11 protein-coding genes are annotated in these 13862 nt (G+C 51.7%); 9 read left to right on the top strand and 2 right to left on the bottom strand.

Going from position 1 to position 13862, the window contains the following annotated elements; translation table 11 throughout:
- The first annotated feature begins 231 nt into the window (after positions 1 to 231).
- Together ORD20_RS15865 and ORD20_RS15870 are read left to right on the top strand one after the other, a co-directional pair.
- Positions 232 to 1080 carry a hypothetical protein gene (locus ORD20_RS15865; protein WP_103374719.1) on the top strand — a complete coding sequence of 283 codons (849 nt, stop codon included), beginning with the start codon at positions 232 to 234 and terminating at the stop codon, positions 1078 to 1080.
- Between the two features lie 371 nt (positions 1081 to 1451).
- The gene (locus ORD20_RS15870) at positions 1452 to 2621 is read left to right on the top strand and encodes an MFS transporter (RefSeq protein WP_242968325.1); all 1170 of its coding nucleotides are present in this window, start codon (positions 1452 to 1454) and stop codon (positions 2619 to 2621) included.
- A 44-nt stretch (positions 2622 to 2665) separates the two neighbouring features.
- On the opposite strand, the gene ORD20_RS15875 is transcribed toward ORD20_RS15870, so the two are convergent.
- On the bottom strand, positions 2666 to 4216 hold the full coding sequence (locus tag ORD20_RS15875) for a PucR family transcriptional regulator (protein WP_158246188.1): 1551 nt from the start codon (positions 4214 to 4216) through the stop codon (positions 2666 to 2668).
- A 158-nt stretch (positions 4217 to 4374) separates the two neighbouring features.
- Here ORD20_RS15875 and ORD20_RS15880 point away from each other — a divergent pair, with 158 nt between their 5' ends.
- The 7 genes from ORD20_RS15880 (at position 4375) to ORD20_RS15910 (ending at position 12976) form a co-directional block, all read left to right on the top strand.
- Positions 4375 to 5832: a CoA-acylating methylmalonate-semialdehyde dehydrogenase gene (locus tag ORD20_RS15880; RefSeq protein WP_103374716.1), complete on the top strand. Its 1458-nt coding sequence runs from the start codon at positions 4375 to 4377 to the stop codon at positions 5830 to 5832.
- A gap of 54 nt (positions 5833 to 5886) precedes the next feature.
- Entirely contained in the window at positions 5887 to 7212 is a 1326-nt protein-coding gene (locus ORD20_RS15885) for an aspartate aminotransferase family protein (protein ID WP_103374715.1), read from the top strand.
- Between the two features lie 382 nt (positions 7213 to 7594).
- Positions 7595 to 9061: an NCS1 family nucleobase:cation symporter-1 gene (locus ORD20_RS15890; RefSeq protein ID WP_103374714.1), complete on the top strand. Its 1467-nt coding sequence runs from the start codon at positions 7595 to 7597 to the stop codon at positions 9059 to 9061.
- A 45-nt stretch (positions 9062 to 9106) separates the two neighbouring features.
- Positions 9107 to 9994: a nitrilase-related carbon-nitrogen hydrolase gene (locus ORD20_RS15895; protein ID WP_103374713.1), complete on the top strand. Its 888-nt coding sequence runs from the start codon at positions 9107 to 9109 to the stop codon at positions 9992 to 9994.
- A gap of 33 nt (positions 9995 to 10027) precedes the next feature.
- Positions 10028 to 10693 (top strand): NAD(P)-binding protein, encoded by a 666-nt coding sequence (locus tag ORD20_RS15900; protein WP_430626358.1) that lies wholly within the window; start codon positions 10028 to 10030, stop codon positions 10691 to 10693.
- Positions 10694 to 10805: 112 nt separating this feature from the next.
- Positions 10806 to 12056 (top strand): NAD-dependent dihydropyrimidine dehydrogenase subunit PreA, encoded by a 1251-nt coding sequence (gene preA, locus ORD20_RS15905; protein ID WP_103374712.1) that lies wholly within the window; start codon positions 10806 to 10808, stop codon positions 12054 to 12056.
- A gap of 38 nt (positions 12057 to 12094) precedes the next feature.
- Complete coding sequence (locus ORD20_RS15910) at positions 12095 to 12976, top strand: amidohydrolase family protein (RefSeq protein ID WP_430626359.1); 882 nt, start codon at positions 12095 to 12097, stop codon at positions 12974 to 12976.
- Between the two features lie 157 nt (positions 12977 to 13133).
- Here ORD20_RS15910 and gpmA read toward each other — a convergent pair whose 3' ends face one another.
- Positions 13134 to 13823, bottom strand: a complete 690-nt coding sequence (gpmA, locus tag ORD20_RS15915) for a 2,3-diphosphoglycerate-dependent phosphoglycerate mutase (RefSeq protein ID WP_103374710.1) — start codon at positions 13821 to 13823, stop codon at positions 13134 to 13136.
- Positions 13824 to 13862 lie beyond the last annotated feature (39 nt).

Below are 13862 nucleotides of genomic sequence, written 5' to 3' on the forward strand. Positions count from 1 at the left end.
ATTGATGAACCATTACAAAAAACAGAAACGTTACTGAACCAGTATTTAAGATATTAAAAATTAGTCCCGATGCGCGGTAATGGTGTAGTCTTGAGTTGGAGCAAGGGACCTCAAGCCGTGAGCCATTTGGGCATTCGTAATGGGGTCATGATCACCCGCCAGTCATCTTTGGCGTTTTCACCGTAAAGCACAGACTGTACAGTCGCTTCATCAATTCAAGGAGCGGTTTGAGTGGTAACAAGTCGGAAACGTTGGCAAACATGGATAACGGGGCTTCTTCTCACAAGTTTGGCGATTTCGGGGATACGGCTCTTAGCGCATCCTGCTGTGACGCCTTTTCTCATTTATTATGGGTGGATTCCGCAAACCCGTTCTCACGAAGACCAATGGATTAGGAAAGTCTCTGGCTACCGCATAATCGTTTTAGGAGGTGGCGATGAGTGGAGCGCGTCAGGCGACAAGGTCGCTTGCGCGCACGTCATTAAAGCATTGCCTCACACGACTTTTTATGGATACGTAGACATTGGCGTAACCGACCACCAACCCGATCACACGTTAACGGTGATTGGACGAGACCTTCGCGCGTGGAAGAAATTGGGCGTGCAGGGGGTGCTGCTTGATTGTGCGGGTGCTAGCTATGGGGTGTCACAATCGCGGTTGCGAACCGCCGTCGGATTGGCTCACGATCAAGATCTGAAGGTCTTGTTAAATAGCTGGAATCCCCAAACGGCCTTGGTCGCGGGACTGCGCCGGAACGATGGTTGGCTGGCGGAAAATTGGGTCATCGATCAAGGACGCGTCGTCAATCCTAGCTCAAGCCAAGAGAATCTCACCATGTTACCGCGTCTTCGTGCAAAGCATATCGCGATATGGATGACAGCCACGGATTCAGCAGCGCCCTCACCAACATGGGCTCAGAATTGGGCGTGGGTTACTGTCTCGCGCATTCATGGACAGTATATTGCCGTGGCAGGTCCCGATTATTCAAGCCATTCTAATAAGGTCTTGTCGTGTGCGAGTTGGGCCTATGAGTTCATACCACTTGGAGATATTCTGCACATGATAAATCAACTGTTCTAACGGCGCGAGATAATTGTCTAGCCTCCCCTGGATTAGGGGAAATTCTTTCAGCGTAACTTCTCCGGCCGCTGTTAATCCCTGTGTTTGTATGGCGCCAAGGGATTAGTGGGCGCTGGTCATCCATACGTGCCATCTTGTGTTATCTACTCTCAGTTCGTAAGGGCATTCGTCGATCGACGAAACCTATGCCAAGACAACGTGGTTTTCATGGCCTTGACCGCCGTCCTCTTTGTCCTAAATGAAGCTTAGGATGGGAAAGCAACCGGCCAAGGAACTCTATGCGGAATTGCGGACTAACTGTATTTGAGGCCTTGCCATAAAATTCGGGATTCACGTACAATCAATGGGAAAAATGGAAAGGAATGATATTATTGTCCAGTGACAATGGGCGTCTTTTATGGCCTTATGCATTCTTTGCGTTTACGTTAGGGTGGGGCTGGTTTGTATTGGCGCCTTTGGTTCCTTATTTGATAGGAACCTTCCACGTCTCCTTAGCTATGATTTTGCTTCTTATCTCGTTATATGGGTACGCCATGATTGTGGGAGCACTTCCTGCCGGGTATTGGGTTGCGAAGTCTGGGCCACAAGCGCCCCTCTATGGGAGTATTGTGCTGACGATTGTGGGCTTGGCGCTACGTGCAGGGGCTTCAAGTTTTACCCTCGCCCTAATGGGGCAAGTGGTGGCGGCTTTGGCCTATCCGTTGCTGATTGCGCCCATTGGTTCGGTGTTGCGATTAGGAGGCGTGCGGCAGCTCAAAATGGGGACGGGCTTGGTTATTGGCATGCTTTTTTTAGGAATGGCAGCGGGATCTTTTATTGGACCAGATATGTCTCCGGTTGTGGATCTTTGGATGGCGGTTGTCCTCAATGTCGTCACCGGGTTATGGTTGCTTAGCCAATTGCGGGCAACGAGGAAGTCCCCGGGGGTATCCGTGGGAAAGACGCGTCTTATCGTCTCTTGGTGGTGGGTGATAGGTTTTGTGGTCGCTTCCATAAGTGTGATGTTTGGTTCTGTCAGTACCAGTGCCTTGCTTCATTTGCATGTGCCGGACGCGGCGGCGTTGGGAGGAATGCTGTCTGGCCTGACGTTTTTAGGGTCGGCGATAGGCGCGATCTTATTTGGCTGGTTGGGCGAAAATCCCGCGAGTGTGCGGCGTCTGCCGCGTTTACTAGGCGTGTTGACGTTGGTGTTTTTGTTTCTTTCCGGACTCTTGTTAACAGGCGGGCTTTCCGCGTCAACAGCGGGTCTTGATGCATCGTTTTTTCTCTTCGGGCTATTTAGTAATGGCTGGTACACTTTAGCGTTGGAAGCAGCGGCGGAAAAGGCGCGGACGCGGCACAATGCCGGCATTGCGACAGCCGGTTTTAGCATGGCCTCCAATATTGGCGTCGCGCTTATCCCGGTCATCGTGGGGCCCCTGGTGATAACGCACGCGGCTGTTTGGATGGCTGTTATTCTTGTGATGGGCGTGGGGGCCGCCATTGTGCCGTTTGCGGTTAAAGCCTATGATGCCAGTAATAACCAGCAGCGAACGGCATAATGTCGCGACCGATTGTCATTTCCAAGCTGAAGCGGCGGCGGAGCTCAGGAACTAGGCGGCGCGGCCCTGGATGGCATCTCGCCTTGACTACACAGAAAACGGTAGGCTAAAAGGGCGTTTTCTATGGCGACACGCCTTTCAAACACGAGGAAGTCGTGGCCTAATAAGGATTTCAAGGCACGAATTCGCGCATAAAGAGTTTGGCGATGAATCCCTAGCCATTGCGAGACTTCTTGTTTGGAGCCATTGAAGGTTAATAAAGCCTCTAAGGTTTGTAGGAGTCCTTCTGTTTCTTTGCCGTGTTCAGGCTGCAACAAGGGACCAAGTTCGGGATGAATGACCAGGCGCCGCAGTACGTCAGGCGGCGTTGCTAAAATCCAGCGATAAGCTCCTAACTTTTCATAGCACTGAGGGCGTGTGCTATCAAGATGAGAGGCCACTTGTGCAGCATCATATGCTTCGGAAAAGGCTTGATGCATTTGAGCGGGATCGCGGTAGGGCGCGGACAAGCCAATATGATTTGGGCGTTCCCCCAAATAGGTGCCGAGCAACTGGGGAAGATTGGTGATATCGCCCTCGCGCCCGGTAATGAGCCAGATATCCCGGTCCGTTTGCGACAAGAGCGCTGTAGCTAATAACGCAGAAAGGCGCTGGATGGCCGCATGCGCTTTAGGAGCTGCGCTATCATTCGGCACCACGCAGACACGGTAGCGCCGCGTGCTAGTTAAATTGTAACGCGAGCGACAACGCTGGAGGAGGGTTTCGGAGGGATGTTCTGCAAAAAACAGCTGTTCTAATAACACCGCCTCCTCTTGCCTTTTGCGCTTTTCTAAGGTGTCCATGCGAATAATTTCTTGCGCGGCAGCCGTGGTGATGCGGTCTAACGCTAAGTAGAGATATTCATCAACGTAATTTGTAGAGAGCAAGATGGCGACATCTCCGACAGGTTGTCCAAATACTGAGATTGTCTGCCGCAGGTAGGGTGCGGGAGAGGATTCCACGAGGGGATGTAAAGCGTTCTGACGCACTGGGACCAGAGCAAAGGGCCAATCTCCTAGTTGGACTTTGTCATCCGTTGCGCGTGACAGATAGGCGAGGGGGCGTTTCAATACGTCAAACGAGGCTTCAAAAAGAGCCGTTAATCCTTCCGTTGAGAGCAATACTTTGCGCAAGCGTCCCGATAAAGCATCCAAGTCTTCTAAAATGCGGTGATGCTGGCTAATCAAGAGGCTATTGACTTCCTGGGATAAATCTAAGAACCGGACCAGGTGGGAGAACACGATTACCGGAAGATCGTGAGCGTTGGCCAAGTCGATGAGGTCTTGAGGAATTTGGGTGAAATAGGCTCCTAGCTCAATGACAACGCCTGACGCTTGGGCTTTGACCAGGCCTAGAACAAAGGTCCGACGCTGTTCCTCTGTACTCAGACCGACCCCTGTACTCAGTACTAGCTCGCCTCCACGAAGAAATTCTCCTATATTCGGAATTTCCCCGATATGGACCCACTTCACGGGACGATTCACGCCGGTGTGGCCCGCGATTACCGTCGCATCCGCAAAAGGTTGTCTTTTGAGTACATCACGCAAAACCACCATAAGCGCTTCTCCTCTCATCAATATGTCAGGTTCTCGTTGCAATAATTATACAAACTGTCGGAGCCTTGCCGCCTCTGATTTTGCTACGATCAACAAAAATCGGCGCCGCGCCCAAGCTGTTACTATCGTATAAGCGCCGTTATGAAGGAGAGATATCGATGGCTACACTGAAGCATGTCATTGGTGGTGAACGCATTACGCCAACAGCCAATCAATGGGAGGATGTCATCAATCCCGCTACGGGAGAAATGCTTGGAAGCGTTCCTCTGGATGACACCCAGGCGCTAGATCGTGCGGTGCAAAGGGCCGCGGAGGCTTTTGAGGCTTGGGCTACCACCCCTATCTTACAGCGTGCGCGGATTATGTTTAAGTTTCATGATCTCATGACGCGCAATCAGGCGGATATCGCGCGGTCGGTCACGATAGAACATGGAAAGACATTACCCGATGCCAGTCTCGAGGTGGCGCGAGCCATTGAAGTGGTGGAACTGGCCGCCTCAGCCCCGTCTTTACTCAAGGGTGAAGTGTTGCCCGATGTGTCACGCGGTGTGGATACGATGATGGTCCGGACACCTTTAGGCGTTGTCGCAGGGATTACCCCCTTTAACTTTCCCGCTATGGTTCCTTTGTGGATGATTCCTCCTGCCTTGGTTAGCGGCAACACCTTTGTGTTGAAACCCTCTGAAAAAACTCCCTTAACCTCTTTACTTATGATGGAATTGTGGGAGGAGGCCGGATTGCCGCCAGGCGTGCTCAATGTGGTATTAGGCGGGCGGTCTACCGTGGATCAGATTTTGACCCACCCGACCATTAAAGCCGTTTCGTTCGTTGGTTCACAACCCGTGGCGGAGTATATTTACCGTACCGCGGCCGCGGCGGGAAAGCGCGTGCAAGCGCTGGGCGGTGCGAAAAACTATCATATTGTCATGCCGGATGCGCATCTCCCGCGTACGGTAGAGGCTCTAATGGGATCCGCATTTGGGTCCGCTGGCGAGCGGTGTCTTGCCGGGTCTGTAGCGATTGCAGTGGGCTCTGCGGCGGAGCGTCTGATTCCCGCGCTTCGACAAGCCATTCGCGACTGGAAAGTGGGCTCGGGACTGGATGAAACCAATGATATGGGCCCCGTCATTCGCGAACAAAGTCGTGAACGCATTAGCCACTTTATTCGAACAGGCGTAGAAGAGGGTGCTGCATTATTGGAGGATGGCCGAGAAAATCCTGTAGCGGCTGAAGGATTCTTCTTAAGGCCGACGCTATTTGATGAGGTTACGAGTACCATGACGATTGCCCGCGAAGAAATTTTTGGACCCGTCTTAAGTCTAATGCGGGCGCCCGATCTGAAAACAGCAGTGGACATGGCCAACCAGTCGCAATTTGGCAATACCGCGACCATTTATACCGAATCAGGCGCTGCGGCTCGTTACTTTCGCGACCATATTGAAGCGGGGATGGTCGGGGTCAATATTGGCGTGCCGGCACCCGTGGCCATTTTCCCCTTTGCGGGTTGGAAACATTCATTTTATGGGGATTTGCATGCCACAGGCATGGACGCTTTTCGGTTCTACACGGAAGAGAAGGTCGTGATCAGCCGATTTTGGGGTACTGAGCAACCTTAACGTGCCGTGCAGGTTGCAAACGGTAGAAGCCACGCCAAGAGAGGATGGAATGTTATGCGTGAAGCATTAGAGCGGCAACGGCGATATTTAGTGCCTGGGATTGGGGTTTATTATAAGCAGCCTTTGACATTGGTGTCTGGTCAAGGGTGCCATGTCCAAGACGATCAAGGGAAATCTTATTTAGATTTTTTTGGCGGCATTCTCACGGTATCGGTGGGGCATTGTCACCCGGTGGTAACCCAGGCCATCACCCAACAGGCTGCGACGTTGGTTCATACCTCAACTCTGTATTTGTCCGAGCCAATGATTGATTTGGCGGAATATCTGGCTAAGATTACGCCAGGTGCTCTTTCCCAAAGCTTTTTTACCACGAGCGGAACCGAAGCCAACGAAACCGCGCTGGTGATGGCGCAGTTGGCCACAGGCCGCAATGAAGTCGTAGCACTGCGACATAGCTATTCTGGACGGTCCCAAGTGACCATGGGGCTAACTGGTCAAGGTGCGTGGAAACTCGGAGGCAGTGGGATGGGTTTACCGATCCGTCACACGCATAATCCGTATTGTTATCGGTGCCCCTTTGGCAAGACGCCTGATCGATGTGGGTTGGAATGTGCTCGGGACATGGATGACTTCATTAAAACCAGCACATCTGGGCGATTAGCGGCTTTTATTGCCGAGCCTATCCAGGGGGTGGGTGGGTTTATTACCCCTCCTCCAGCTTTCTTTCAAGAAGCTGTCGGCATTGCTCGCAAGTATGGAGCCCTATTTATTGATGATGAGGTGCAAACGGGATTTGGGCGAACGGGTAAGCCCTTCGGCATTAACCATTACGGGGTGGAACCAGACATTATGACGTTTGCCAAGGGCATGGCCAATGGTATGCCCGTTGGGGCGACTATTGCCACGCCGGATGTGGCTCGTCATTACCAAGGACCCACTATTTCAACTTTTGGAGGTAACCCTGTTGTAATGCAGGCTGCGTTAGCTACGCTGCAGGTCATGGAACAAGAGCAGCTAACCGAGCGCGCTGCCACGCTCGGTCGCATTTTGCGTAGTGGACTTGAACAATTGGCGGATGAATATCCGGTCATGGGCGATGTGCGCGGGATGGGCCTCATGCAAGGGATTGAAATTGTTGAAAAGGATAAGGCGCCAGCAGCGGAATTAGCGGAGGAAATTTTAGAATTGGCGAAAGACCGGGGGCTTTTGTTGGGACTTGGTGGGCTGTACCATAACGTCTTGCGAATTGCGCCGCCGTTGACGGTTAGCGATGAGGAAGTCAACGAAGCGCTGACAGTGTTGCGAGATGTGATGTCGGCCTTATATCAAGCCCATCCCGGCCTAGTGGCCGTGGAATCCACTCGCATCATCTATCAATAACATCAATAACATGCAGGCGGGTTAGGCCACGCGCTTTGACGCGTGGCCTTTTTTGCAGTAGTGCACATCATCTTAAAGGGCTCTTAGGAGCTCCATCCGTCTTGACACTACCGTTATGATAGGGAAAGGCCCTGTTAGGTGGGGAGTGCGACCGGATTTTTGTGCGCCACTCTCTAGGCAAAATCGGCCTTTTACATTATGTATAGAAAATTCCGTTAAAAATCACGGATCTGTCCGTCCTATCTGTGCCGAACACTCGATATCATGGAATCATCCTTGTTGTCCAGCATTTAGCAACAAGAGATACATGGATATCACGTGGATGAGTACGGAGGCATGATACGACTGACCAAGATCCCGTCAGCAAGGGAGACAACATCAGATGGCTGTGAATGTGGAAAACAACGAGGATTTAGCTCGCTATAACCAGGACATTGCCCCCACGACCCAAGAGCAGCGGCAATGGTCCTTATACAACTACCTGAGCTTGTGGATTGGCATGGCTCACAATATTCCCACCTATTTGATGGCTGGCGGCTTTATCGTTCTTGGTCTCAATTGGTGGGAAGCGATCTTAACAGTTTTTGTGGGGAACATGATTGTGCTTGTCCCTATCTTGCTCAATGCCCATCCGGGCACAAAATATGGGATTCCTTTTCCTGTTTTGGCGCGTGCCTCATTTGGCGTGGTAGGGGCGGGGATTCCAGCTTTTTTGCGTGCCTTAGTCGGGGCAGGCTGGTTTGGCATTGAAACCGCCATAGGCGGACAGGCCATTCAAACCTTCCTTCTCATGATTATTCCAGGATGGGCGCATTTTTCCGACGTCTTCACGTTTGTGGGAATGAACTTGGGCGGATGGATTAGCTTTTTGTTATTTTGGCTCATGAACGTGTGGATCATCTACCATGGCATTCAAGCCGTGCGCCGGTTTGAGGCGTGGGCCGGACCGTTGGTATTGCTGTTAGGCATTGGGCTATTAATTTGGGCATTGAATGCGGCCCATGGATTTGGACCCCTACTACAGCGACCTGCGACGGTCCATGGTACGGCCTTTTGGGCCGTCGAGATTCCGGCCTTGACAAGCGTCGTGGGTTTTTGGGCGACATTGTCGTTGAACATCCCCGACTTCACGCGATTTGCTAAGAGTCAACAAGCGCAAGAATGGGGGCAAGCGATTGGATTGCCCTTGACCATGACCATCTTTTCCGGCATCGGGGTTCTCGTGACATCAGCAACGATTGTCGTGTTTCATCACGCGATTTCGGATCCCATTACCTTGTTAGGTCACTTTCACAACGTGGTGATTTTGATTATAGCTTTAGGTGCTGTCGTTGTGGCGACATTATCAGTCAATGTGGCCGCCAACATTGTGTCGCCTGCATATGACTTAATACAGCTGTTCCCCAAACACTTGAACTTTGCACGCGGGGGTCTTATCACGGGCATTCTTGGTATTGTCATGGTGCCGTGGCTTTTGATTTCCAACCCGCACATCTATATTTTTACATGGCTTGATGTCTATTCGGGCTTCTTAGGTCCCATTGCGGCTATTCTGATTGCCGATTACTGGGTATTTCGGCGCAGAACTCTTGAGGTTATTCAATTGTACGAGGCCTCGGGACAGTACTACTACAAGAATGGCTACAATCCGTTAGCGATTTGGGCGTTGGCGGCTGGAATTTTGGTGTCGCTCATTGGTAAAGTCGTACCGCCTTTAGTCTGGCTCTTCAATTATTCATGGTTTGTGGGTTTTGCCGTGTCGTTTGGAGTTTATTTAGTGTTGATGAATGCCAAATACCACAATCCTACACCATCTCGGGAAATGCCGTCATCGCATCTATCCCACTAACGAACAGATTGTGAACACCACTGCGATTGATAGAGGAGGATATTTATGAGCCATATAGTCCGCGTTGGATTAATTCAATCCCAGCACGACGTTTCAGGCGAACGGCCTCTAGACGAGCATAAGCAGTCCGCGATCGATAAACATTTAGGGATGATTTATGAAGCCCACGCCAAGGGGGCGCAGGTAGTATGTCTCCAAGAACTGTTTTATGGACCGTATTTCTGTGCCGAACAAAATACGCGGTGGTATGGGTTAACGGAGCGGGTACCAGACGGTCCGACGACACAAATGATGCAGTCCGTCGCAAAAGAAACCGGGATGGTTATGGTCGTTCCCCTGTATGAGGAGGAGATAACGGGAGTTTACTATAACACTGCGGCCGTGATCGATGCCGATGGGAAATTTTTGGGGAAATACCGAAAAAGTCATCTCCCTCATGTCCAAGCTGGTCCGACGGAGGCGACGGGATTTTGGGAGAAGTTTTACTTTCGCCCGGGTAATTTGGGGTATCCCGTATTTGAAACTGCCGTGGGCAAGATTGGGGTATACATTTGCTATGATCGCCACTTTCCGGAAGGTGCCCGGGCGCTGGGATTGAATGGGGCAGAAATCGTCTTTAATCCCTCTGCGACCGTGGCCGGCCTATCCAAGTATTTGTGGAAGTTAGAACAACCGGCTCATGCGGTGGCCAATGGGTATTATTTAGGTGCTATTAACCGCGTGGGCGTCGAGGCGCCGTGGAACATGGGGGAGTTCTATGGAGAAAGCTATCTTGTTGATCCCCGAGGACAATTTGTTGCTATGGGGAGTCCTGACCAGTCGGAGGTCGTGATTGGCGATGCCGATCTGAATGTTGTGCGCGAAGTCCGCAATACCTGGCAGTTTTACCGGGACCGGCGTCCAGAGACCTACCAACGTTTAACGGACTTGTAACTCTAACCCGGATGGTGCCAAAGGAGGACAGCGATGATGCCGACTGATTCCACGTTGCGCGCATTTGAGGAAGTGGTACCGCCTCTCACGGATCGAGAAGTCCACGAGGAGGCCTTACGTTGCTATTATTGTGATGATGCGCCATGTATCCAAGGGTGCCCCACGGGTATCGATATTCCCCGTTTTATTCGCCAGATCGCACAAGGCGATCTGGCGGCCGCAAGTCGAACGATTTTGGACGCGAATATCGTCGGCGCCACGTGCGCGCGTATTTGCCCAACCGCGACCTTATGTGAGGGGGCCTGTGTGCGCACCCGGGACAGTCATCCCGTTGCTATTGGCCGATTGCAACGTGCGGCGATGGATTATGCAATGCAGCATGTCACGGGCGCTCCGCGGTTGCCTAGGCGCCAAACGCAAGTCACGGGGAAGGTGGCAATTGTAGGCGGAGGACCCGCGGGACTGGCTGCTGCTGCAGAGCTCTTGCGCCATGGTTGTCATGTCGACATCTATGAAGCACAAGCTGCCTTAGGAGGATTAGATACCTACGGTATTGTGTCATTTCGCGAACCTCTGGCAGTCAGCTTGTGGGAGGGAGAACTTATCCATTCGTTAGGGGCGACGGTGTATTTGAATACGCATGTGGGGACAGATGTCGCCTGGCAGACGTTAAAAGATCAATACGACGAGATTGTCTAGCTCCATCCGCTGAGGCGACCGTGGTCACTGCGGCCGCTCAAGGTAAACAGGCAGCTCGTGCCATTATTGCGCGGTTGGAGGGCCATAGTATCACAAAACAGGAGGGCTAAAAATGGCAGACTTGTCGGTAAACTTTGCAGGGATTTCTTCTCCTAACCCTTTTTGGTTGGCCTCAGGCCCCTTAACCAATACAGGCTATCAAGTCATGAAGGCGTTTGATATGGGATGGGGCGGAGCTGTCTGGAAGACAGTGGGAGAGCCTGTGATTAATGTCAGCTCTCGTTTGGCGGCGATTGACTATGGGGGTCGCCGTATGATGGGCTTGAACAATATTGAGCTTATCTCCGATCGGCCTATTGACGATAACTTGCGAGAAATTGCAGAAGTCAAACGCCGTTTCCCTCACCATGCGGTTATCATATCTCTGATGTTGGCGTCCGATCCTACACTGTGGTCAGACATGATGCGTCGCGTAGAAGATACGGGAGCTGATGGGGTAGAGCTCAATTTTGGCTGTCCCCACGGTATGAGCGAGCGCGGCATGGGGTCGGTCGTGGGGCAGGTACCCGAGTACTCGCAGCAAATTACCGCGTATGCCAAATCCGGCTCATCGTTACCGGTTATCGTAAAGTTAACACCCAATGTGACTGATGTGCGAATGCCGGCCAGGGCTGCCGTGGCTGGAGGTGCTGATGCCTTGTCGTTGATTAATACGATCAACAGTGTTATGGGCGTAGATGTTGAGACATGGCTGCCTGACCCCCATGTTGCGGACCGGGGATCCCACGGAGGATATTGTGGACCGGCCGTCAAGCCTATTGGCCTATACATGGTATCGGCACTAGCTAATGACCGAAGAGTGCCCGTGCCCCTATGTGGTATTGGCGGCATCGAGACATGGCGAGATGCCGTCGAATATCTTCTTCTTGGAGCGGGAGCCGTTCAAGTGTGTACGGCGGCGATGCATTACGGATTTCGTATTATTGATGATCTCACCGAAGGATTAAATGATTACCTAGACCGCAAGGGTCTAGCCTCCGTCCAGGACCTTGTGGGGAAAGCCAAACATCGCGTGGGCGATTGGAATGACCTTCGGCTGTCCTACTCGTACAAAACCGTCGCAGAAATCCATGCAGATCAATGCATTGGCTGCAATTTGTGCTTTGTTGCCTGCGATGACGGGGGCCACCAATGTATTGATCGACTCCCAGGACAAAGAGCCCCGGTGGTCAGAAAAGACGATTGTGTCGGGTGCAATTTATGCAGTCTGGTCTGTCCAGTACCAGGATGTATTGAAATGCAAGACATTGACTTGGGCTTGGTGGAGACGTGGCGACAACGCCAAAGTCGTGTGGGATTCTAAAAGCTTGCCAATATGGGGACGCGGGAGGAGACTTTAGGATGAAGACATTGATACGAAATGGTCATATCGTCACAGCCACCGATGACTATCATGCCGATTTGTTCATCGACAGAGGAATCATTGTGTATATTGGCCAGGATTTGCAATTTCTTGTCCCTGCGGCCGATGAGGTCATTGATGCGAGCGGTTTGTTGGTATTGCCCGGCGGTGTCGATGTGCATACGCACCTCGACATGCCATTTGGTGGCACGACGTCCTCCGATGATTTTTTCACCGGCACGCGAGCTGCAGCATTTGGGGGTACGACTACTATAATTGATTTTGCCATTCAACAACGCGGGCATAGCGTCGAAGAAGCCCTTGATACGTGGTGGGCCAAAGCTAAATACGTTATGTCGCCACCGTTGCGATCCCCAGACCATGCGACTCATCTGTGGCGGGGGCTGGCCGGAGACGATCTGCAGGTTGTCGCAACAGACCATTGTCCGTTTTGCATGCAAGACCAAAAGGTATTAGGGATCAACAATTTTGCCAAGATTCCCAATGGTGCTCCAGGTATTGAGACTCGCGTGAGCCTTCTTTATGATGCCGCGATTCGCTTAAATCGACTCTCTCTCAATCGCTTTGTGGAAATTATGGCCACAATGCCCGCGAAGCTCTTTGGTATGTTTCCTCAAAAAGGCACGATTGCGGTGGGTTCGGATGCGGACTTGGTTTTATTTGACCCCCAGGCAACTACGACATGGGGCGTGAATACGGCGCACATGCAAGTGGATTATAATCCTTTTGAAGGCTATAATGCCCAGGGCAAAGTTCATATGGTCTTCTCGCGTGGAGAAAAGATTATAGCGAACGGACAGTATTTGGGCCGTGCGGGGCGTGGAAAATTCCTCAAGCGAAAGACCTTTGCCGCACCCTAAAGGCGCGATGGAGAATTAGGTGGCTTAACGATGATCTATAGATTTAAACGTGGGGCGTGTCATTCATGGCAATGACGACGCCCCGCTTGCTATGCGTATAAAAATCTTAATGGTGACCTATTTGGAGTCAAACAGCTGTCCTGCTATGTAGTAACCCCTATTCCAAGTAATAATGGCGAACAGGGCGGACGTCCTCATCAAACTCATAGACTAAGGGAATCCCAGTCGGAATATCTAGGGAAACAATCTCCTGATCAGAGAGGTTATCAAGAGATTTGACGAGCGCTCGCAAGCTATTGCCATGCGCCACAATTAAAGGGTTTTTACCCCGCGTTAAAACCGGTAGAATTTGCGCATTCCAAAAAGGTAGAACACGTTGCACGGTCATGGCGAGGCTTTCTGCACGCGGCAATAGGGCGGGATCGAGGGATTGGTACTTAGGATCGTTGATGGGTAACCTGGGATCGCCTTCAGGTAATAAAGGCGGGACGGTATTGTAACTGCGGCGCCACTCGGCCACTTGTTGGTCTCCATATTTGGCAGCGGTTTCGGCTTTGTTTAGCCCTTGTAATGCGCCGTAGTGCCGTTCATTCAACGTCCATGATTTGACCACATCGAGCCATAGCAGGTCCATTTCTTCCAAGACAATATTCAATGTTTTGATGGCGCGTTTAAGCAGTGACGTATAGGTTGCGTCGATGTGGATTCCTTTCGCTTTGAGGAGTTGTCCGGCGCGGCGCGCCTCTTCGATTCCCTGAGTAGAGAGGTCGACATCGGTCCATCCGGTGAAGCGATTTTCTAAATTCCATTGACTTTGGCCATGCCGAATGACCACCAGGGTTGCCATATTGTGCATCGTCCTTTCTCGATGTCCCGTACGGCGGTG

Source organism: Sulfobacillus thermotolerans (assembly GCF_039623705.1).
Taxonomy (GTDB): Bacteria; Bacillota; Sulfobacillia; order Sulfobacillales; family Sulfobacillaceae; genus Sulfobacillus; species Sulfobacillus thermotolerans.